At 43.2% G+C, this 20883-nt stretch carries 16 protein-coding genes; 10 read left to right on the top strand and 6 right to left on the bottom strand.

The features are described from left to right. Positions 1–94: 94 nt before the first annotated feature. On the bottom strand, positions 95–676 hold the full coding sequence (locus tag ACX1N5_RS07055) for a DUF805 domain-containing protein (protein ID WP_458801228.1): 582 nt from the start codon (positions 674–676) through the stop codon (positions 95–97). A gap of 164 nt (positions 677–840) precedes the next feature. On the opposite strand from ACX1N5_RS07055, the gene acs reads away from it, so the two are divergent. Together acs and ACX1N5_RS07045 are read left to right on the top strand one after the other, a co-directional pair. Further along, a complete protein-coding gene (gene acs, locus ACX1N5_RS07050) occupies positions 841–2790 on the top strand; it encodes an acetate--CoA ligase (protein WP_458801230.1) in 1950 nt (649 codons plus the stop codon). A 361-nt stretch (positions 2791–3151) separates the two neighbouring features. Then, positions 3152–3802, top strand: coding sequence for a response regulator (locus tag ACX1N5_RS07045; protein ID WP_004749972.1), 651 nt, complete (start codon positions 3152–3154; stop codon positions 3800–3802). Positions 3803–3862: 60 nt separating this feature from the next. Here ACX1N5_RS07045 and ACX1N5_RS07040 read toward each other — a convergent pair whose 3' ends face one another. Next, on the bottom strand, positions 3863–7351 hold the full coding sequence (locus ACX1N5_RS07040) for a hybrid sensor histidine kinase/response regulator (RefSeq protein WP_131382037.1): 3489 nt from the start codon (positions 7349–7351) through the stop codon (positions 3863–3865). A 184-nt stretch (positions 7352–7535) separates the two neighbouring features. Here ACX1N5_RS07040 and ACX1N5_RS07035 point away from each other — a divergent pair, with 184 nt between their 5' ends. The 3 genes from ACX1N5_RS07035 to guaA all read left to right on the top strand — a co-directional run bounded on the left by ACX1N5_RS07035 (position 7536) and on the right by guaA (position 11325). Continuing rightward, the gene (locus ACX1N5_RS07035; protein WP_004749970.1) at positions 7536–7892 is read left to right on the top strand and encodes a DUF485 domain-containing protein; all 357 of its coding nucleotides are present in this window, start codon (positions 7536–7538) and stop codon (positions 7890–7892) included. 10 nt (positions 7893–7902) lie between these two features. Then, the gene (locus ACX1N5_RS07030) at positions 7903–9618 is read left to right on the top strand and encodes a cation acetate symporter (RefSeq protein WP_458801233.1); all 1716 of its coding nucleotides are present in this window, start codon (positions 7903–7905) and stop codon (positions 9616–9618) included. 138 nt (positions 9619–9756) lie between these two features. Then, positions 9757–11325: a glutamine-hydrolyzing GMP synthase gene (guaA, locus tag ACX1N5_RS07025; RefSeq protein WP_131382035.1), complete on the top strand. Its 1569-nt coding sequence runs from the start codon at positions 9757–9759 to the stop codon at positions 11323–11325. Positions 11326–11451: 126 nt separating this feature from the next. On the opposite strand, the gene ACX1N5_RS07020 is transcribed toward guaA, so the two are convergent. Next, the gene (locus tag ACX1N5_RS07020; protein WP_458801235.1) at positions 11452–12063 is read right to left on the bottom strand and encodes an LOG family protein; all 612 of its coding nucleotides are present in this window, start codon (positions 12061–12063) and stop codon (positions 11452–11454) included. A gap of 382 nt (positions 12064–12445) precedes the next feature. On the opposite strand from ACX1N5_RS07020, the gene ACX1N5_RS07015 reads away from it, so the two are divergent. The 4 genes from ACX1N5_RS07015 to niaP are packed head-to-tail and all read left to right on the top strand — an operon-like array spanning position 12446 to position 16604. Beyond that, entirely contained in the window at positions 12446–14032 is a 1587-nt protein-coding gene (locus tag ACX1N5_RS07015; RefSeq protein ID WP_458801237.1) for a TerC family protein, read from the top strand. Positions 14033–14073: 41 nt separating this feature from the next. Beyond that, positions 14074–14541 (top strand): YchJ family protein, encoded by a 468-nt coding sequence (locus ACX1N5_RS07010; RefSeq protein WP_458801239.1) that lies wholly within the window; start codon positions 14074–14076, stop codon positions 14539–14541. Positions 14542–14582: 41 nt separating this feature from the next. Continuing rightward, positions 14583–15224 carry a trimeric intracellular cation channel family protein gene (locus ACX1N5_RS07005; protein ID WP_116727969.1) on the top strand — a complete coding sequence of 214 codons (642 nt, stop codon included), beginning with the start codon at positions 14583–14585 and terminating at the stop codon, positions 15222–15224. A gap of 60 nt (positions 15225–15284) precedes the next feature. Continuing rightward, positions 15285–16604, top strand: coding sequence for a niacin transporter NiaP (niaP, locus tag ACX1N5_RS07000; protein ID WP_458801241.1), 1320 nt, complete (start codon positions 15285–15287; stop codon positions 16602–16604). 44 nt (positions 16605–16648) lie between these two features. Here the strand turns inward: niaP and ACX1N5_RS06995 are convergent, their stop codons facing one another. The 3 genes from ACX1N5_RS06995 to ACX1N5_RS06985 are packed head-to-tail and all read right to left on the bottom strand — an operon-like array spanning position 16649 to position 18360. Continuing rightward, a complete protein-coding gene (locus tag ACX1N5_RS06995; RefSeq protein ID WP_458801323.1) occupies positions 16649–17314 on the bottom strand; it encodes a DUF799 domain-containing protein in 666 nt (221 codons plus the stop codon). A gap of 8 nt (positions 17315–17322) precedes the next feature. After that, a complete protein-coding gene (locus ACX1N5_RS06990) occupies positions 17323–17676 on the bottom strand; it encodes a DUF4810 domain-containing protein (protein WP_458801243.1) in 354 nt (117 codons plus the stop codon). An 18-nt stretch (positions 17677–17694) separates the two neighbouring features. After that, a complete protein-coding gene (locus ACX1N5_RS06985; RefSeq protein WP_458801325.1) occupies positions 17695–18360 on the bottom strand; it encodes a CsgG/HfaB family protein in 666 nt (221 codons plus the stop codon). Positions 18361–18636: 276 nt separating this feature from the next. On the opposite strand from ACX1N5_RS06985, the gene parC reads away from it, so the two are divergent. Beyond that, the gene (parC, locus tag ACX1N5_RS06980; protein WP_458801245.1) at positions 18637–20862 is read left to right on the top strand and encodes a DNA topoisomerase IV subunit A; all 2226 of its coding nucleotides are present in this window, start codon (positions 18637–18639) and stop codon (positions 20860–20862) included. Positions 20863–20883: the final 21 nt, after the last annotated feature.

Genomic DNA, 20883 nt, shown 5'->3' with positions numbered 1-20883 from the left:
ATTGATGCTCTGCCACGTTGATTTGTTCCAAACTTCAAAGCGCTATATTCTGCCTTAAAAAGTATAAAGTTGAGTAAAGAAACGTAGAGTAATCTTAGAAATATTGCATACCCTGTTTCATTATTTGATGTGGGCTGTCCAGTTCACCTGTACCCATCATATAGGAAATACGCATACTGCTTGTGGCAAGGCTAATCAGGAATAACAGGATCATCAGCCACGCACAGAGTTTCTCCCAAAAAGCAGTGTGAGGAACTATCCCATAATTGTTTGCATGAGGTGTTCCTCGTGCCAACACCAGATACAGGCTAAACAGGAGATTGAGCATGGGAATGAGGAGTAATAGACTCATCCAGCCGCTTTGATTCAGGTCATGTAAACGCCGAATCATAAAGACAATCATGAGATAACTGTACAACAAGAATAAAATGAATCCACCAGACAACATGAAAAATGAAGGCTGTGGCAGATGGGACGTGCGGAGCATCATCGTATTCCAGTTGATCAAATGCATTCCTTGCGCTGCCACAGAAAGCATGCCAATAAGCAGGAAATGCAAAAATCCAAAACGGGCAATATAGCTCAGGCGACCAAGCCGACCTTCACAAGACAAAAGTGTGTGAGCATGTGGGGGAGTGGCCTTACCAAAAAAAGACGCTGGATTTTGAGATGGCATATGGTCTTTCCCTAGAATAAAGTCATGTACAAAAATTATACGATACTAGAGTGCCTTGTGTTGAAATATTGTACTTAAATAAATTTCTATGGTGGAAAAATAACAAACAAAAACAACATGCATTTCATGATGAAACTGCGCCATCTACTCAAGGAAGTCAGTCTATGCAAGAAATTTATCCCGTTCCCGAAGAATTCAAAAAAACTGCGCGGACGCTGGAGCACGAATACTTTCAGCGCTATCAACAATCGATTGATGATCCAGATCATTTTTGGGCAGAGCAGGCTCGGCATATCGACTGGATCAAGCCATTTACACAAGTCAAAAATACCAGTTATGACCCTAAGCATTTTAAAATCGAGTGGTTTGCCGATGGTCAGCTTAATGTCTGTGCCAATTGTTTAGACCGACATTTAAAAGAACACCCACATAAACCTGCGATTATCTGGGAGGGGGATCATCCTTCCCGACATAAAATTATTTCTTATAAAGAGTTGTATAGTGAAGTCTGCCGTTTTGCCAATGCCTTGAAAAAATATGGTATTTCCAAGGGTGATCGGGTGATTTTGTATATGCCGATGGTCAGTGAAGCCACCATTGCCATGTTGGCCTGCGCGAGAATTGGCGCGGTGCATTGCGTGGTATTTGGCGGGTTTTCTCCCGATGCGCTAGCGAGCCGAATTGAAGATAGCCAAGCCAAAATGGTGATTACTGCCGATGCGGGGATGCGAGGAGGCAAGCTGTTACCACTCAAACAGAATGTTGATCTGGCCTTGGAACAATCAGGTACAGCAACCGTTGAGCATGTGATTGTGGTACATCGTACAGGCAACCCCATCAATTTTTATCCTGAACGCGACTTGTGGTATCACATGCTGCAAATGGAGGTCGATGAAATTTGCCCGCCTGAACCGATGCATGCGGAAGACCCGCTATTTATTTTGTATACATCAGGTTCGACAGGCAAGCCTAAAGGCGTACTGCATACAACAGGGGGTTATCTGGTCTATGCCGTGACCACCTTTCGAGAGGTTTTTGATTTAAAACAAGATGATGTTTACTGGTGTACCGCTGATATTGGCTGGATTACGGGACATTCCTATGCTGTTTATGCGCCACTGGCAACAGGCACAACCACATTGATGTTTGAGGGAATTCCACAATATCCAACATGGGCACGCATCGGACATATTATTGATAAACATAAAGTCACGATTTTATATACAGCCCCCACCGCGATTCGCGCGATGATGCGTGAAGGCGATGCCTATGTGCGGGAAAGTAATCGTAGCACCTTACGTTTGCTGGCAACCGCAGGTGAACCGATTAATCCTGAAGCATGGCACTGGTTTTATGATGTTGTGGGTGAGAGACGCTGTCCAATCTTGGATACATGGTGGCAAACTGAAACAGGCGGCATGATGATAACCCCTTTGCCTGGCGCAACCGCATTGAAACCGGGTTCAGCGACCCGTCCATTTTATGGGGTTCAGCCCGCATTACTGGATGCTGAAGGCCGTGAAATAGAGGGTATAGGTGAAGGCAATTTGGTGATTAAGGATTCATGGCCGGGGCAAATGCGCAGTATTTGGGGCAATCAGCAGCGTTTTATAGAAACCTATTTCTTGACCTATAAAGGCTATTATTTTACAGGAGATGGTGCGCGTCGTGATGAAGACGGTTACTACTGGATTACGGGGCGGGTCGATGATGTTTTGAATGTATCGGGGCATCGTTTGGGAACTGCTGAAATTGAGAGTGCACTGGTTGCGCACGAAGCAGTTGCAGAAGCCGCCGTGGTGGGAATGCCGCATGAGGTTAAAGGACAGGGAATTTGTGCTTTTGTCACCTTACAAGCTGATTATGTCGAGTCGGAGCAATTACGAGAAGCCTTGGTTCGATGGGTACGTAAGGTCTTGGGGCCGATTGCAACGCCTGATGCCATTTATTGGGCGAGTGCTTTACCAAAAACTCGTTCAGGCAAAATCATGCGGCGTATTTTGCGTAAAATTGTGATGGGTGAACTCGATAGTCTAGGAGATACGTCTACGCTTGCAGATCCGCAGGTGGTCGAGCAATTAATTGTAACTGTGATCGGGAAACCGCAAAAATAGCCAATTTTTGAGGCGAAATAGCGAATATAGCTTAAATAAATGCCACTTTGATGTGGCATTGAGAGCTTTTGTTTATCATGCCATGATGAACCAAAAATAAATAAAAGATGCGCAGACTATGTAAACATCTTTTTGATTTATCTATAAAAATGCAGTATGTTAGCATTGTGCTTAAGAAAAATAACCTGATCTTTAGATCATCATATATTGTTAATTTTTTTTGAGCAGATAGTAAAAAATGCAGAAACCTATCGAATCACACAACAAAGTTGGTAAAAATTCGGTAATATTTGTATACATACATAAAGTTGTAGCATAGAGTGGAAGGCTAGGCTACGCCAAATATATAGCCAAATTGCTTATGAATATACTAATCGTTGATGATCATCCTCTGTTTCGTCACGCACTGATTCAAGCAGTGCGTTATAGCTTTCCGCAAGCTCAAATTCATGAAACAGCAGCGGTAAACGAGTTTTACGCACGCCTTGAAAATGGAACTGAACCAGATCTTGTCCTATTGGACTTGAACTTGCCAGGCGCATCGGGTTTTTCGGCACTGGTACACGTTCGTGCTCAATATCCATCCATTCCGATTATTGTGGTTTCAGCACATGAAGAAGCCAGTATTATTCAGCGTGCAATTGCACATGGCGCAATGGGCTACATTCCAAAATCGGCTCACCCAAGCCATATTGGTGAAGCAATTCGCCAAGTGCTTGAGGGTGAAATCTGGTTACCACCCAATCTACCCGCCAACATCAGTTTTGACCCGCGTGCGGCAGATGAAACTGCATTGGCAGAGCGAATTCAGTCATTAACCCCACAACAGTTCCGCGTCTTGATGATGGTGGCTGAAGGTTTGCTGAATAAACAGATTGCCTATGAGCTTGATGTTTCTGAAGCGACGATTAAGGCACATGTCACTGCAATTTTTAGAAAACTTGGGGTACAAAACCGTACTCAGGCAGTGTTAGCTATCAGTGCACTCAATATTGATGAAAAGAAAATCTAATTTTTACAGCATATTCCACCGAATTAAAAACACCCTCAATAGAGGGTGTTTTTTTTATGCCTAACTCGGAATTTTTAAGCCCGATAACCATGCGCGCATCGATGCGGGTTTGAGTGGTTTTTTCAGCAACATAATGTTCAGTTGTTTTAAACGTTCTGGCAGTTCTGGATCGGAGTCTGCGGTAATGAGGGCGACAGGAGTATTGTCCTGACGATACTGCAAAATAAAGTCTAAACCACGTTGTTCCTGATTTAAATGTTGGTCAATTAGCCAGATCTGGATATTTTCCTGTTCAATCAGGCGTTTTGCTTCCTCAGGTTCACGTGCTTTAAAGACCTGATGTCCCCATTTGCTGAGTAAGGTATTCATCCCTTCCAAAATGTTTTCATCATTATCCAAACACAAAATTTTATAGGTGTTGTTTCTGAGTGGCATCATCTGGATGGGCGCAGCAGTAATTTTCGGTGCAGCGACGACAGGGGCTTCAATCATGAAGCATGAACCACGCTGCAACTCCGAATAAACATGCACGGGGTAATTCAGCAAACTGGTCATACGTTGTACGATCGCAAGCCCTAAACCTAAGCCTTGCTCGCCCCACGGTGAGGTATGCCCGCAGCGCTCAAACTCTTGGAACAGTTTAATACGCTGCTCTTCAGCAATCCCAGGCCCTGTATCCCAAACGCCAATTCGGATATGTTGCGGTTGTGATGCTGACCGTAAAACACCCACCACAATACGCCCTTTGGCAGTGTAACGTAGCGCGTTACTGACAAAGTTCTGGATAATGCGACGAATCCACTGTGGATCAGTATCAATCCAAAACTGGGCATCATGAACATGAAACTCAATTCCACGCTGCGCGGCAATGGATTTAAACTGTAATTTTAAATCGCTTAACAAATCGTGTAATGGATAGGCCTGACGTTTTGGTTGAATAGTACCGCCTTCTAAACGTGCAATATCCAAAAGCGCAGACAGCATACTTTCCGCACCATGTAAGGCACGATCCAGTTGCTGCAAGGTTTGTCGATCTTCGTCGGACTGGATGCTTTGCTCAAGGGCGGTACTAAACAGGCGCGCTGCATGCATCGGTTGCAACAGGTCATGACTGGCAGCGGCAATAAAGCGGCTTTTTGACATATTGGCAGTATCGGCTTGTTCACGCGCGAGCTGTTGTTCTTCTAGGGCATTTGCCAATTGTTGGGTACGTTCTTTGACCCGCGCTTCAAGTGCGGCTTCATTTTCACGGAAAGCGGTAATATCAGCAAAAGTTGTAACAAAACCACCGCCTTCAATTGGATTACCACGCATCTGGATGACGCGCCCATCTTTACGAATGCGTTCAAATTCATGTGCGCTACCCACTTTCATCCAGTGAATCCGCTTGCGGACATGTTCCTCAATTGAACCTGGGCCACATTCACCCCGTTCGGCATTGTAACGGATCAGGTCGGAAATCGGGCAGCCAACATAAACCAGATCTTTTGGATAATCAAAAAGTTTTAGATACTGGTTGTTCCATGCGACCAGACACATGTTGTCATCGACCACACTCACCCCTTGGGTCATATGGTCAATCATGGTCATGAGTAAGTTTTGGTTAAAGCGCTGCCACTGCGAAGCCTGATCGAGAATATTGGCAACCTGTGCTATGCCTAAACCGTTATTGGCAAGTGCAGTCGTGAGTAGGGTACGTGCCGAGGCTGCGCCAATCGTGCCTGCCAGATATTGCTCGGTAAAACGCCACCACATGCCATTGGCAACGCTATTGGTATTGAGCACCAAATAATTCTGATCACAAAATTGTTGAAAAGCATGGGTAGTTGGTCCTTCTCCTGTAATTCGTTTTGCCAGTGCCATGAGGTCACTGACTTTTAAGCGTGGGCTATCGGGATGGAAGTAGCCCATTTCATGATTGGAGTTTTGAGAAGGTAAAGGCTTGGTTTCATAGTAAAAGAAACTTTCAGCCTGAATCTGTTCTGCAACACTTGGGCGGTAGGCCTTGGAAATCCAGATATATAAAATCGTATTAAGTCCTAACGACCAGATTACGCCATGCGTGAGAGGGGCGAGTGATTCAAAACCAAATAAAGCTTCAGGACGCAAGCCATTAATACCAAATAAACCACCATGTAAAACCTGAAAACTGAGCTCGGCGTATTCGCGTGGCAGGCTGCGTAAAATAGTTGGAAAGAGCAGGGTGTATGCCCACATTAAAAAGCCAACCAGCAAGCCTGCATACACACCTTGCTGACTACCACCACGCCAGTACAAGCCTCCGATGAGCGCAGGTGCAAACTGGGCAACAGCACTAAATGCCAATAAGCCAAAAACAGAAAGCTGATTAATATCATTGAAGAAATGGAAGAATAAAAAACCCATCAGCATGACGGCTACAATACAAATGCGGCGTGTGGTTTTAAGCACCAGCGGTAAACGACGATCATGACGCGATAGCATGTTGAAACGCCATAACGCAGGCATAATCAGGTCATTACTCAGCATAATCGATAAAGCCACCGACGAAACCAGTAACATACCCGTTGATGCAGAAAAGCCGCCAAGAAAGGCCAAAATGGTTAACCATTCGTGGTTATAGCTCATTGGCAGGCTGAGTACCGCCAGATCTGGAATTTTGAGTAAATTGGGGTTTGCATGCAGTGCCCAGCTGGCAATTGGAAAAATGGTCAGCGTGGTCAGAATCAAATAGAGTGAAAACCATTTGCGCGCACCGCGAATATGTTTTTCATCGCGAAGTTCAACAACAGCAACATGAAATTGGCGCGGCAAGCAAATAATCGCAAGTCCAGCTAGTAAAGTCTGTACCCAAAAAGTATCAGGAACGCCAGCCATTTGTACTTCATGGTATTGTTCTTGGATATCACGACTGATTTGTGCAATGTTACTTGGCTGATCGGCGATAAAGAAAATTGCAACACAAACTAACGCAAACAGTTTTACAAATGATTCAAAAGCCACTGCCAGCATTAAACCACCATGCTGTTCAGTATTTGCCATTTGGCGTGTTCCAAAGACCATTGAGAGCATGGCTAAAATTGCAGTGAGCACCAATACGGTATTGGTTGTTAAGTGTAAATCATTGTTTTCTGGAAGTATTACTGAAATACTAAGCGCAATTGCACGGAGTTGTAATGCCAAATAAGGCACAATCGCAACGACTGCGAGGACTGTGACTAAAGAGGCTAACGTCCCACTTTTGCCATAACGGGCTGCGATAAAATCGGCAATTGACGCAATCGCATGATGCTGGCGCACTCGCCCAATCCTGCGCCAAATATCATAACCCAGCCAAATAAATAACAGGGGACCGAGATAAATCGGTAGGAAGATGATACCCTGGCGGACAGCTGCACCCGTTGCCCCGTAAAATGTCCATGAAGAGCAATACACACCGAGGGTTAGACTAAAGAGTAACATGCGACCACGTGCATTTAGCCGGCTTGCATATTTCTCTCCAAAGAAAGCACAGACAAATAAAATCAGAATGTAAAGGGTTAATACCCCAATGATTACCCAGTTATTCATATTGATGGCTTATTAAAAATCTGTTGTTATGATACCTGAAGGTCGTGCCTGAACAAAAATTCTGCTTAAAAATTTAGCGACCAAAGTCTAACTGACTAAAAGCCTTAAATATTGATACCGTTAGAACACAGAAAAAACAATTAAAAATTGCGACCAAGGCTGGTTGTACACACGGAGTAATGCTATGGATGAGGTTCAAGTAGAACGAATTCTACAAAATCCAAAATTCAAAGAAATGGTTAGCCGCAAAAGTAAGTTAAGTTGGACATTAACCATCATCATGTTGGTGATCTATGTTAGCTTCATGCTTCTTGTCGGTTACAACAAAGAATTCTTAATGAGTTCTTTTAGTGGAGGCGTAACGACTTGGGGAATTCCTCTCGGTCTCGGTATCATTGTCTTGTCTTTTGTTTTATGTGGTGTGTATTCGTACATCGCCAACAATACATTTGACCAGTTGAGTGCAGAAGCAATGAAAGAAGTTGAAGCGATCACGCATCAAAAAACTTCTGCTTCACAATCAAATGCAAATCAAGGATGAGGATACGCGGATGAATTGGACTTCTCTAAAAACTAAAGCTCTGCTTGCATCAACAGCACTTTGTTCAACTGTTGCGATGGCAAGCCCAGATCTTGGTGCAACCGAACAACAGGCAACCAACTGGCACGCCATTATCATGTTCGTGATTTTTGTTGGTTTAACTTTGTTCATTACCAAATGGGCGGCTAAACAAACTACAAGTACTAAAGACTTCTATACCGCAGGTGGTGGTATCAGTGGTTTCCAAAATGGCTTGGCCATTGCAGGTGACTACATGTCGGCTGCATCGTTCCTTGGTATTTCGGCACTGGTGTTTAGTTCGGGTTTTGACGGTTTACTGTACTCACTTGGTTTTATGGTGGGCTGGCCAGTTGTATTGTTCTTGATTGCTGAACGTTTACGTAACTTGGGTAAATATAACCTGTCTGACGTAGTATCTTTCCGCTTGGAAGAAAAACCAGTACGTACACTTGCTGCATTTAGTTCGTTGGTTGTTGTAGCATTCTATCTGATTGCACAAATGGTAGGTGCAGGTCAGTTGATCAAACTTCTATTCGGTTTGAACTATAACATTGCAGTTGTTGTCGTTGGCTTACTGATGATGGCTTATGTAATCTTCGGCGGCATGTTGGCAACAACTTGGGTACAGATTATTAAAGCGGTCATGTTACTGAGCGGTGCAACCTTCATGGCGTTCATGGTAATGAACTCTGTCGGTTTCAGCTTCAGTGAAATGTTTACTAAATCTATCCAAGTGTTTGGTGACGTACGTCATATCAGCTTCAGTGATGCATCTAAAATCATGGGGCCTGGTAAACTTGCAGCAAACCCGATTGATGCACTGTCTCTTGGCTTGGCATTGATGTTTGGTACAGCAGGTCTGCCACATATCTTGATGCGTTTCTTCACAGTAAAAGATGCGAAAGAAGCACGTAAGTCAGTAGTTGTTGCAACAGGTTTTATTGGTTACTTCTACCTATTAACCTTCATTATCGGTTTTGGTGCGATCTTGTTCGTATCGAACAACCCTCAATTCCTTGATGCTGCAAAAATGGCAATGACTGGCAAATTGGAGTTGATTGGCGGTAACAACATGGCAGCTGTGCATCTAAGTGATGCTGTAGGCGGCGACATGTTCATGGGCTTTATTTCAGCAGTAGCATTCGCAACAATTCTTGCGGTTGTTGCAGGCTTGACCTTGTCAGGTGCATCTGCAATTTCTCATGACTTGTATGCAAACGTGTTCAAAAAAGGTCAAACAACACCTGAATCTGAACTTCGTATGTCAAAAATTGCAACACTTGGCCTTGCAATCTTTGCGATGATCTTAGGTATCTTGTTTGAAAAACAAAACGTTGCATTCATGGTAGGTTTAGCATTCTCTGTTGCTTCTTGTGCAAACTTCCCAGTACTCGTATTGTCAATGTTCTGGAAAGGTTTAACCACTCGTGGTGCAGTAATTGGTGGCGTTGTTGGCTTAGCAACAGCAGTGATTATGATTGTATTGTCTAAAGCAGTTTGGGTAGATACGCTTAAAATCTCTGAGTCTCCAGTTAACCCATTGAATGGTCCAGCAATCATTGCAATGCCATTATCGTTCATCTGCTGCTGGTTCTTCTCAATTACTGATAACTCAGCGCGTGCACAAAAAGAACGTAAAGCATTCGATGCTCAGTATGTTCGCTCAATGACAGGGATTGGCGCATCAGGTGCATCTGATCACTAATCTTTGAAGCGATAAAAAAAGCTCCGTCAGGGGCTTTTTTTTATGCTTAATGAATAAACATATTAGACAATGTGCTTCATACAGAAAAACTGCTAGAATAACGCGCCTATCTTCTTTAGCTATCTATAGTTGTTTCTCATGACTACCAATACCCAAATTACTGAAGATCGTATCCTGATTCTGGATTTCGGTTCGCAATATAGCCAATTGATTGCACGTCGTGTACGTGAAGCAGGCGTATATTCTGAAATGTATGCGTTTGATATGTCTGAGGAAGACATTCGTGCATTTAAACCAAACGGCATTATCTTGTCAGGTGGTCCTGAAAGTGTGCATGAAGAAGGTAGTCCACGTGCACCGCAAGTTGTGTTCGAACTTGGCGTACCTGTTCTTGGTATCTGCTATGGTTTACAGACCATGTCTGAGCAGCTTGGTGGTAAAGTTGAACCAGGTACTGTGCATGAATTTGGTTATGCCGAAGTCGATATTTTGGTACGTGACCAACTGATTGGTAAATTACAAGACAAAGAAAACCAACTTCATGTTTGGATGAGTCATGGCGATAAAGTCAGCCAGATTCCAGAAGGTTTTGTGGTAACTGCAAGCACACCAAGCTGCCCATTTGCTGCGGTGAGTGATGAAAAACGTCGCTTCTACGGTGTACAGTTCCACCCAGAAGTCACACATACTGCAAAAGGTGCAGAACTTCTCGCGAACTTTGTGCATAAAATCTGTGGTTGCCGTGGTCTTTGGACACCAGAACATATCATTGACTTACGTGTAGAACAGCTTCGTGCCCAAATTGGTGATGAAAAAGTTCTTCTTGGTTTGTCAGGTGGTGTGGATTCATCTGTTGTGGCTGCACTTTTACATAAAGCCATTGGCGATCAGTTAACTTGCGTATTTGTAGACAATGGCTTGCTTCGTTTAAACGAAGGTGAACAAGTCATGCAAATGTTTGCAGACAACATGGGAATTCGTGTCATCCGTGCCGATGCAGAAGAGCGCTTCTTGACGGCTTTGGCGGGTGAAGTTGATCCTGAGAAAAAACGTAAAATCATTGGTCGTGAGTTCATTGAAGTTTTTGCCGAAGAAGCACGTAAACTTGATGGCGTGAAATTCTTGGCACAAGGTACAATTTACCCAGACGTGATTGAATCTGCTGCAAGCAAACAAGGCAAAGCACATGTGATTAAATCACACCATAACGTGGGTGGTTTGCCAGAAGATTTGGCTTTTGAATTAGTTGAACCATTACGCGACTTGTTTAAAGACGAAGTGCGTAAATTGGGTACAACCTTAGGCTTGCCACATAGCATGATTTACCGTCATCCATTCCCAGGTCCAGGTTTGGGTGTGCGTATTTTGGGTGAAGTGAAGAAAGAATATGCGGATATTCTTCGCCTTGCCGACGATATTTTCATGCAAGAACTTCGCGACAGCGGCTGGTATGACAAAACTGCTCAAGCCTTTGCCGTGTTCCAGCCTGTTAAGTCCGTTGGTGTAGTAGGTGATGGTCGTCGTTATGCATGGGTGATTGCACTTCGTGCAGTTGAAACTGTGGACTTCATGACAGCGCGTTTTGCACACTTACCGTATGAGTTGGTAGACAAAATCTCAACTCGTATCATGAATGAAATCAAAGATGTATCACGTGTTGTCTATGACGTGTCATCTAAGCCACCTGCAACGATTGAATGGGAATAATTTTCCACATAGTTGCTAGGAAAAAGGACGCGTAAGCGTCCTTTTTTATGCAGTTATATATTTTATTCTTTGATTTTTGAAATAAAAAAAGCTGGCAGTGACGCCAGTGGATGAAAAATATCTGATTTAAATCACAAAATTTGTAGGTGTTTTGAGATTATTAATGGCAGTGTAAATCTCAGAAATATTCTGGCAAATAATCAGTTTGGCACGGTGTTGTGGTGGTAAAAAGCCTTCTGCAACTGCATGATCAAGTTGGGCAATTAACGCGTTATAAAAACCGTTGACATTATAAAGGATCATGGGTTTTTGATGCTGATCTAATTGTCCCCAAGTGGCAATTTCCAGAATTTCTTCAAATGTACCTAAGCCGCCTGGCAGGGCAATAAAGGCACTGGCACGTTCAGCCATCATGGCTTTACGTTCATGCATACTTTTTACAATATGCAACTCGGTGAGCCGCTCATTGGCGATTTCATAGTCCAGCATAAATTCAGGAATGACTCCCACAACTTCGCCACCATGTTCAAGCACAGTATCTGCGACCTGACCCATCAAGCCAATACTTGCACCACCATAAACAATTCCAAATCCATGTTCGGCTAAACCTTGCGCCAATTGAATCGCACTTTCCAAATAAACTGCTTTATTACCTACACGGGAGCCACAATATAATGCAATCAGTGCTTGCGTCGTTTTTACTTTGTGATCTTTATTCATATTTACAACACTATTCATCTTTTATTCTCACCTTATCATGTTTTCTTGTTTTAGATTAAGCAAGAAATATGACAATTTGATGCGAAAGTTATTGTATTCCTAGCGTATTTTGTAAACGTTATCATCAGTATGATGGTCTTGAATCAGCTTGAAAGAACTGCCTCGAAAAAGCCCGATTTTTTGAAAAACTCTCATGAAAAGAGGATAAAAATGGTGAATTTCTAAAAAATCTTGCCTATACTGAAAATTCGATTCACAACATATAGATCAACATGAGTAGTGGTTGTAGGCGCTCGCACGATTTTTCAACAACTCAAATTTTGAACGACATTTCAGTTCATTCTTTCTTTTTGACGCAAGTTCAGTTTCCAGTTAAAGCTTTCCTCGGGGAGTGTGATCAATGATTTTCGAATGGATGTCTGATCCCTCAGCATGGGTAGGCTTAGCAACACTGGTGATTCTTGAGGTCGTTCTCGGAATCGATAACTTGGTGTTTATTGCCGTTTTGTCAGAAAAGTTGCCATTAGAGCAACGAGGTAAAGCACGTGTCGTTGGCTTATTGCTGGCATTGTGTATGCGTATGGTTTTATTGGCATCCATAGCATGGATTGTCACTTTAGATCAGCCTTTATTTCATATTTTGGGACACCCTTTTTCTGGGCATAATCTGATTTTACTGTTTGGTGGTGTATTCCTGTTATTTAAAGGCACCATGGAACTGCACGAACGTATTGAAGGTAACCTGCATTTAAAAGATGAAAACCCAGTCCATGCGGCTTTTTGGGTGGTGATTGCCCAAATTGTAGTCCTCGATGCTGTGTTTTCGCTCGACAGTGTGATTACTGCTGTCGGGATGGTGAAACATCTGCCTGTGATGATGATTGCCGTGGTCATCGCTGTCGGCATTATGCTTTGGGCATCCAAACCGCTGATGGATTTTGTCAACAAGCATCCAACGGTCGTGATTCTATGTCTTGGCTTTTTGATGATGATTGGTTTCTCTTTGGTGGTGGAAGGCTTCAATTTCCATATTCCAAAAGGTTACTTATATGCAGCAATTGGCTTCTCGGTCTTGATTGAAGCGATTAATCAGGTGACCCGCCGTAATCAGGCACGTACAATCACTACAACTGATTTGCGTTATCGGACGGCTTCGGCAGTCATGCGCATGCTGGGTGGTCGACCAAGCAATACCAGCAATGAAACTACATCTGAGAACGATGTTTTGGCAACACATGCTTTTGCTGAAGAAATGTTTGATGGTGCAAATAGCGCATATCATAGTGTGATGGTGCAAGGTGTTTTAGGCTTGGCAGAACGCCCTGTTAAATCGGTTATGACGCCACGACCTGAGCTGGAATGGATTGATCTTGATAATCAGCCTGAGCAGATTCGTGAACATATGACGCAAATGACCCATTCACGTTTGATATTTGCACATGGTGAATTGGATAATCTGGCGGGGATTGCCCTGACGCATAAAATCCTGAATGAGTATATTGAAACAGGTAAGCTGAACTTTAAGGGACATCTGCGTGAACCGATGATTGTGCATGAAAATGCTCAGGTACTCATGGTGATGGAGCAGCTACGTCAGGCACCATTACAAATGGCGATTGTGCTAAATGAATATGGTTCAATCGAAGGGATTGTTACCCCAATTGATATTTTAGAAGCCATCGCAGGGGAGTTCCCTGATGAAGATGAAATGCAGGCCGCTGCGGAAAGTCTGGAAGATGGTTCACTCATGATTGATGGTTCAACCGACATTCGTCATATTTCTTTGCTACTTGGACGTGACTTGGTTGATGAAAGTGAAGAGTATTCAACACTGTCAGGATATTTATTGTTGCATTTGGGACGCTTACCCGAAAGTGGTGATGTGGTTGAAGTTGATGATTATCGCTTCGAAATTGTTACCATGGATGGGCATAAAATTGAGAAAGTCCATATTGTACCCAAAGAAAAACCTGAACAAACATCCTAAGTCTGGTTTTGCTAAAATAGCCCTTTAAATAGGGCTTTTTTATGAATGAACAAACCTGCCCATGTGGTCATGGGCAATACGCTACATGCTGTCAACCTTTACATCAAGGCATAGCCAGCGCGCAAACTGCAGAACAGCTCATGCGTTCACGTTATAGTGCATTTGCTAAACATGAGATTGATTATATTGTTAAAACTACGGCTTTAGGGCAGCAGGAGCAATTAGACCATGCTGCGCTAGAGGCATGGAGCCGACATAATCAATGGCAGCAACTGGAGATTCTAAACAGTTTGCCTAAGCTAGATAAATCACACGCCATGGTGGAATTTAAAGCTTACTATTTTGATGGTCAGGAAAATCAAATTCATCAAGAAAAATCTTATTTTGTATATCATGCCGATCAATGGTTTTTTCTGGATCCGACATTGCCAAAAACATTCGGTATGAAGCAAGTCTGCCTATGCGGTTCTGGGAAAAAATTTAAACATTGTTGTGCGAGTTTTCTTTAGAATAACGTTTGTTTTTAGCTACCTAAAAAAGGTTTCAGGGAATGCTGTTAACGGTCATTTATATTGTGGCGATTACCGCTGAAGCCATGACAGGTGCCTTGTCTGCGGGTCGACGCAGCATGGACTGGTTCGGTGTGATTCTGATTGCCTGTGTCACTGCACTCGGTGGTGGTTCAGTGCGTGATGTTTTGTTGGGGCATTATCCTTTAGGGTGGGTGAAGCACCCTGAATATCTGATGCTGACGTCTTTTGCAGCGCTGGTCACAATTTTTATTGCCAAATGGATGAAGCATTTACGCTCTATCTTTTTGCTGCTTGATGCTTTGGGGTTGATTGCCTTTACCATTATTGGTTGTCAGGTCGCGATCAAAATGGGGCATGGTTTTGTGGTGGCGGCGGTGGCAGGCGTATTGACGGGTGTATCTGGCGGAATTTTGCGCGATATTTTGTGTAATGATATTCCACTGGTGTTTCGCCGTGAACTCTATGCCAGCATTTCCTTTGTGGCTGTCATCTGTTACTGGTTGTGCAGCATGCTTGATTTAACACTTGAAGTCACCAGCGTTATTACCTTGTTGTTTGGTTTTACCTTACGGGTGATTGCGATTTATTTTGGTCTGGAAATGCCGAAATTTATCTATAAAGAAGATGATGGACACTCGGCATCATCGATTGATGAATAAGACATTGTGTAGAACACTTTTCAATGCCTTTTAAATAACCTATTGATTTGAGAACAGCTTATGGATCTTGTATCCCGCGTGCAGCGCTTACCGATTGGTCGCTTTCATTATAATCTGTTGTGGATGGTTGGTTTGGGTTGGATGTTCGATGCGATGGATACTGGCATCATCGCATTTATTATGACCAAGCTGGTGCATGACTGGAGTTTGACACCTGTAGAAAGTGGCTGGATTGTCAGTATCGGTTTTGTCGGTATGGCAATTGGTGCGGTGTTTTCAGGTGCATTGGCTGATCGTTTCGGACGCAAGAATACCTTTGCCAGCACCTTGGTCATTTATAGTATTGCAACTGGATTATGTGCGTTTGCCCCAAATTTGACTGTGCTTCTGGTCTGTCGTTTTATTGTGGGGTTGGGCTTGGGTGGGCAATTGCCTGTAGCTGTGACTCTGGTCAGTGAATATGTGCCCGCACAAGTACGTGGGCGTTTTATTGTATTGCTGGAAAGTTTCTGGGGGCTAGGCTGGTTGGTTGCTGCCCTGATCTCTTATTTTCTGATTCCGCATTTTGGCTGGCATATTGCCTTTTTAATTGGTGGTTTACCCCTATTTTATGTTTGGGTAATTTTTAGCAAAGTACCCGAATCTGTTCCTTATTTAATTAACCGAAATCGCATTGAAGAAGCGCATATGCTGATCCAGAAACTGGAGCGGCAGGCAGGGGTTGAGGTTATTCAAGAGATTGAAGTGCAGCCTGTCGCACATCAGCAACAAGTATCATTTCAGCAGTTATGGCAAAAGCCGTTTGTGCGTAGAACCCTCATGCTATGGCTGATCTGGTTTGGCATTGTATTTTCTTATTATGGAATTTTTACCTGGTTGCCGAGCCTGTTGGTGAAGCAGGGCTATGATATTGTTAAATCTTTTGAATATGTGCTGTTTATGATTTTGGCACAGCTTCCAGGCTATGTTGCGGCATCTTGGCTGGTGGAAAAACTGGGTCGTAAAGGGACATTGGCAGGTTTTATCGGATTTTGTGCGGTGTCGGCGTACTTTTTTGGTCAAGCTAGCAGCACCAGTGAAATTATGCTGTGGGGCTGTTTAATGTCCTTCTTTAATCTGGGGGCGTGGGGTGTTTTATATACTTATACGCCAGAGCAATATCCAGCCAATATCCGTGCCTTTGGTTCAGGTTGGGCGGCAGCGATTGGACGGATTGGTGGTATTGCGGCACCCATGGTGGTTACCCATTTAATGGTTGCGCCAGAAGCTTTTCATCATGTTTTTATGATGTTTACGGTGGTGCTTTTAGCTGTTGCTGCGGTCATTCTTATTCTTGGAGAGGAAACTCAGGGCAAAACGCTTGAGTCGATTGGTTTGTAAGAAAGAGATCCTAACGATTTATCATCGCTAGGATCGCCCATTCATTAAGGCTGATATTTAGGCGAACGTGGCCCATAAAGTAGACCAATACCGCCCTGTTGAGTCGGAGTAAGCATTTGAGAGCTGACAATTGCAGCAGCTTTATAACCCGAATCAGACTTTTGATTGATCACCTGATCTACAACAGAAATGACCAGCATCGAGATCAAGTTGTTATTATTGTCACTATTGGATAGAACGATGCGTTTCGAACCTGTCCATAAAACAGTACCTGTGTTCAAATCAACCAGTTTGGCATCTGCCGAGACAGTGGTTGTGGTTTGAATGACTTGATACTTCGAGCCATATTCTTTTAAGTGAATATATAAAGCAGCATCTGCCCCAAAAATCTCTTTGAGTTTTGCTGCAGGAATGGACTGAGCATCATGTCCGTTGGTTACACCATTTTGCTTAAACATCTGATCCACAATGCTTAAGGGAAAAACATAGTAACCTGCTTCTGCAACAGGCACGGTGGTGGTTGACCAAAAGCTGTAAGTTGCACGCGGCTCAGGGCTGTCATTGACAGGTGGCAAAACCAAGATCGAATGCGGCATATGTTGTTTATATACCGTTGCATCGTATTGAGGTTTGATGGCTTGGTGGGTTGCACAGCCTGTTAAGCTGATTCCGAAACAAGCCAGAAGCAATAACGTCATATTTTTCATGATATTGTTCCTTAATTGGCTTTCAATTGAGCCAATAAGCGATTCATCAATACGCTGGCTTCAGGGTAACTTTGTTTTTCCAGTTCAAAATATTGAGCTGCTTTTTGAGTGTCACTATTGCTATACAGTAGTCCCAAATGAGCATATAAGCCTGGTGGAATGGCTTGATTTTTAGCGCGCGCTTTTTCAACATCAGCTTCTAATACGCTGATTTGCTTGGCTGGAGAAGCTTTCTCAGGTTGATTAAATCCTAAATAAACTTGCTGAGGATAATTGCCCCAATGGTAAAGCATATTGGGTTGCGAAGCACAACCTGTCAAGCCAATGGCAAGTCCAAGACTTACCCATGGTAAAATTTTTTTCATGTGATGTTATTCTCTGGCTTACTTCTGGATATTCCACTGATTGTTTTGAATATCGTTGACCAGATGATTGACTGCTTCACGAATGGCCAAATCCAGCACTTTGCCATTTAAGGTTGAGTCATAAGAAGCATCACTGCCAAAGCCTAAAACTTCGCGTTGGCTGAGTGAGTATTCACCACTGCCTTGCACAGAATGTACAATTGCTGAGGTTTGTACATCGACAATATTTAAATTGACTTTGGCATACGCAACTTGTGCTTTGCCACGCCCAAGCAAGCCAAATAACTGCACATCGCCCACTTCTTTGCGCCCAAATTCAGAAACATCACCTGTAATGACATAACGTGCGCCCTGAATTTTCTGAGCTGAGCCACTAAACCCTGTTTCCTGTTTTAGTTCGGATAAGTTGTCGCGGTTTAAGACGGTAAAATAGCCTGTTTGCTGTAAGTGCGTTTCTAAAATAGTTTTGGCTTGTCCACCCAAACGGTCGACATTGTCTGAGAAAATGCCACGCATATAGCTTGAGCGGTTATCAAATTTCCCAATCGAAATACTGGTTTTTGTACCTGTGTATTTATTTGCGCTCAGTGCAGCGTTTACTTGAGGAGATTGTAGAACCGTTGATTTTTCAACAGGCGCACAGCCACTGACCAAAACACCGAGTGCGAGTAAAGAGCAACCCATATAATGAATTTTCATAAATTATTTTTTCCAATCTGGTTATAATCAAGCTTATGTAATCTAATAAATATTATAAATCAACCACATTACATAGCCTATATATTATAAAGAAGCAGGGTATAAAACCCAAAGGAAAGTGTGAATTGTATGCAATAGTTTAAGAAAGTAGAAAAAATCAGCGAGATCATAGAGTTTTAATTTACGTTTGAGTCCCGATCTTGTTAAATAGCCATATTCATTGTTTCTTTCCCTTAGCATTCAGATAGGTTCAATTCTTTTATGACCAATCTTGCGCATCATGCGACAGAAAACCGCTCCGTAGCAGAGTTTACTGAACAAGCCTACTTAAACTATGCCATGTACGTCATTATGGATCGTGCATTGCCCCATATTAGTGATGGTTTAAAACCTGTACAGCGCCGTATCGTCTATGCCATGAGTGAGCTAGGGTTAAAGCACAGTGGCAAACCAAAAAAGTCAGCGCGTACTGTCGGTGACGTGCTGGGTAAATACCACCCACATGGTGACTCTGCATGTTATGAAGCCATGGTGCTCATGGCGCAACCATTTAGTTATCGTTATCCGTTTATTGAAGGGCAAGGTAACTGGGGTTCACCCGATGATCCGAAGTCTTTTGCGGCAATGCGTTATACTGAAGCAAAATTATCCCAGTTTAGTGAGCTGTTACTGTCTGAGCTTGGGCAAGGCACGTGTGACTGGCAGGACAACTTTGATGGTTCGTTAAAAGAACCGATTAACTTGCCTGCACGTGTGCCAAATATCCTGTTGAATGGTACGACAGGCATTGCTGTGGGGATGGCAACCGACATTCCGCCACATAATCTACGTGAAGTCATTAAAGGAACTATTGCTCTGATTCGTAACCCGAATTTGAGCGATGAAAAAGTCGCAGAATATATTCCAGGTCCAGACTTACCGACCAAAGCGGAAATTATTACGCCGCCAGATGAACTGTTAAAAATTCAGACGACTGGGCGTGGCAGCTACCGTATGCGTGCAGTGTATACGGTTGAAAAAAATGAAATTGTAATCAGTGATTTGCCGTATCAGGTGTCTGGCTCAAAAGTGGTCACTCAAATCGCAGATCAGATGTTGGCGAAGAAATTACCTTTAGTCTCTGACATTCGTGACGAATCGGATCACAAAAACCCAACTCGCTTGGTGATTGTGCTGCGCTCCAACCGTGTTGATGCGGAGCAGGTGATGAGTCACTTGTTTGCGACCACTGATTTAGAGTCTAGCTATCGGGTTAACTTAAACATGATTGGGGCAGATGGTCGCCCACAGGTTAAATCGATTCGTAAAATCTTGCTGGAATGGATCGAAATTCGTAAAGCAACCGTCACTCGTCGTTTGCAATATCATTTAAATAAAATTGAAAAACGCCTGCATATTCTGGCGGGTTTGTTAATTGCATATTTGGATATCGATACGGTTATTCAAATTATTCGTGAAGAAGATCAGCCGAAACAGGCATTGATGGAAAAATTGCAGATCGATGAGATACAGGCCGAAGCGATTCTGGAACTGAAATTGCGTCAACTGGCTAAGCTTGAAGAAATGCAAATTCGTCAAGAGCAGGATGAGCTTTCAGCCAAGGCAACAATTATCCGTGAGCAATTGGCAAATCCTGAGTCATTGAAAAATCTGGTGATTAATGAACTCAAGGAAGATGCGAAAAAGTTTGGCGATGAGCGCCGTTCAGCGATTGTACAACGCGCTGAAGCGGTACAAATTAAAGAACAGGATTTGATGCCAGCCGAAGCTGTAACGGTAGTACTTTCTGAAGCAGGCTGGATTCGTGCTGCAAAAGGTGCTGAGGTCGATGCTGAAAACCTCAATTACCGTGCGGGCGATCAGTATTTGAGCCATGCCGTTGGTAAGAGTAATCAGCGGGTTTATGTGATAGATCAGACAGGGCGAAGTTATGCCTTGCCAATCAATAGCTTGCCATCAGCACGTGGTTTGGGTGAACCATTAAGCTCGAAACTTTCACCTGCCAATGGCGTAGCATTTACTCAAGTGCTGATTGAAGACGATCAACAAGAATTACTGGCTGCGAGCAGTGCTGGTTATGGCTTTAAAACCCAAGCCAATGCCCTCGACACCAATGCCAAAGCAGGTAAAGCATTCCTGAGCATACCTGATCAGGCTCAAGCGTTACCTTTAATGCCAATTCAACAAAAAAGTCATGTTGCACTGTTAAGCTCTAGTGGGCGCGTCTTGATTGTTGACTTGCAAGAATTACCTGTTTTAAACAAAGGTAAAGGCAACAAATTGATACAACTTCAGGACAATGAAAGTGTTGTGGATATGCAATTATTGAATTTATCTGATGTGATTCAGGTGGTTGCAGGGCAACAACAATTGAAATTAAAAGGCGATGACTTACAAAAATATCTTGGAAAACGTGCAGCAAAAGGACAACTTTTACCACGTGGTTATCAAAAAGCAAATAAACTCATAGTTCAGACATTGATCTAGTAAGCCAATTTTGAAATACGT

This window comes from Acinetobacter sp. ANC 4636 (genome assembly GCF_054454555.1).
Note: the sequence above shows the minus strand (reverse complement) of the source record. Positions and strands in the feature narration are given on the sequence as shown.

What these genes read in the sequence shown, in the direction of transcription:
- ACX1N5_RS07030 (WP_458801233.1), top strand. Translation starts at nt 7,903, where the DNA reads ATGAATTGGACTTCTCTAAAAACTAAAGCTCTGCTTGCATCAACAGCA.
- ACX1N5_RS07045 (WP_004749972.1), top strand. Translation starts at nt 3,152, where the DNA reads ATGAATATACTAATCGTTGATGATCATCCTCTGTTTCGTCACGCACTG.
- niaP (WP_458801241.1), top strand. Translation starts at nt 15,285, where the DNA reads ATGGATCTTGTATCCCGCGTGCAGCGCTTACCGATTGGTCGCTTTCAT.
- ACX1N5_RS07035 (WP_004749970.1), top strand. Translation starts at nt 7,536, where the DNA reads ATGGATGAGGTTCAAGTAGAACGAATTCTACAAAATCCAAAATTCAAA.
- acs (WP_458801230.1), top strand. Translation starts at nt 841, where the DNA reads ATGCAAGAAATTTATCCCGTTCCCGAAGAATTCAAAAAAACTGCGCGG.
- ACX1N5_RS07055 (WP_458801228.1), bottom strand. Translation starts at nt 676, where the DNA reads ATGCCATCTCAAAATCCAGCGTCTTTTTTTGGTAAGGCCACTCCCCCA.
- ACX1N5_RS07005 (WP_116727969.1), top strand. Translation starts at nt 14,583, where the DNA reads ATGCTGTTAACGGTCATTTATATTGTGGCGATTACCGCTGAAGCCATG.
- guaA (WP_131382035.1), top strand. Translation starts at nt 9,757, where the DNA reads ATGACTACCAATACCCAAATTACTGAAGATCGTATCCTGATTCTGGAT.
- ACX1N5_RS06990 (WP_458801243.1), bottom strand. Translation starts at nt 17,676, where the DNA reads ATGAAAAAAATTTTACCATGGGTAAGTCTTGGACTTGCCATTGGCTTG.
- ACX1N5_RS07040 (WP_131382037.1), bottom strand. Translation starts at nt 7,351, where the DNA reads ATGAATAACTGGGTAATCATTGGGGTATTAACCCTTTACATTCTGATT.
- ACX1N5_RS07020 (WP_458801235.1), bottom strand. Translation starts at nt 12,063, where the DNA reads ATGAATAGTGTTGTAAATATGAATAAAGATCACAAAGTAAAAACGACG.
- ACX1N5_RS07010 (WP_458801239.1), top strand. Translation starts at nt 14,074, where the DNA reads ATGAATGAACAAACCTGCCCATGTGGTCATGGGCAATACGCTACATGC.
- ACX1N5_RS06985 (WP_458801325.1), bottom strand. Translation starts at nt 18,360, where the DNA reads ATGGGTTGCTCTTTACTCGCACTCGGTGTTTTGGTCAGTGGCTGTGCG.
- ACX1N5_RS07015 (WP_458801237.1), top strand. Translation starts at nt 12,446, where the DNA reads ATGATTTTCGAATGGATGTCTGATCCCTCAGCATGGGTAGGCTTAGCA.
- parC (WP_458801245.1), top strand. Translation starts at nt 18,637, where the DNA reads ATGACCAATCTTGCGCATCATGCGACAGAAAACCGCTCCGTAGCAGAG.